Below are 270 nucleotides of genomic sequence, written 5' to 3'. Positions count from 1 at the left end.
TGTTCCCGCAGTAATGGGGAGTGTCTTAGCCGATAGTCCGGCTGAACAGGGTGGCTTAAAAGCGGGCGATAAAGTAATTGAGGCCGGCGGTAAAGTTATTGAAGACTGGTTTGCTTTTGTCGATGTAATCAAAGTCTCTGCTGAAAAAGATGTTGTCGTTAAGGTTGAGAGGAGTGGAGAAAACAATGGGCTTATTGTCGAGACTCTGTCACTTAGACCAGAAGTATTTATACGTGAAGACGGTGCCTCGGTTGGTCGTTTAGGAGTCAG

1 protein-coding gene is annotated in these 270 nt (G+C 46.3%); it reads left to right on the top strand.

What is annotated here, in order from left to right; genetic code table 11:
* The coding region (locus tag A3757_RS03995) for a PDZ domain-containing protein (RefSeq protein WP_156506163.1) at window positions 1-270 on the top strand (270 nt) is incomplete at both ends.

This window comes from Oleiphilus sp. HI0117, assembly GCF_001635235.1.
This window is presented reverse-complemented; position numbering and strand designations above follow the sequence as displayed.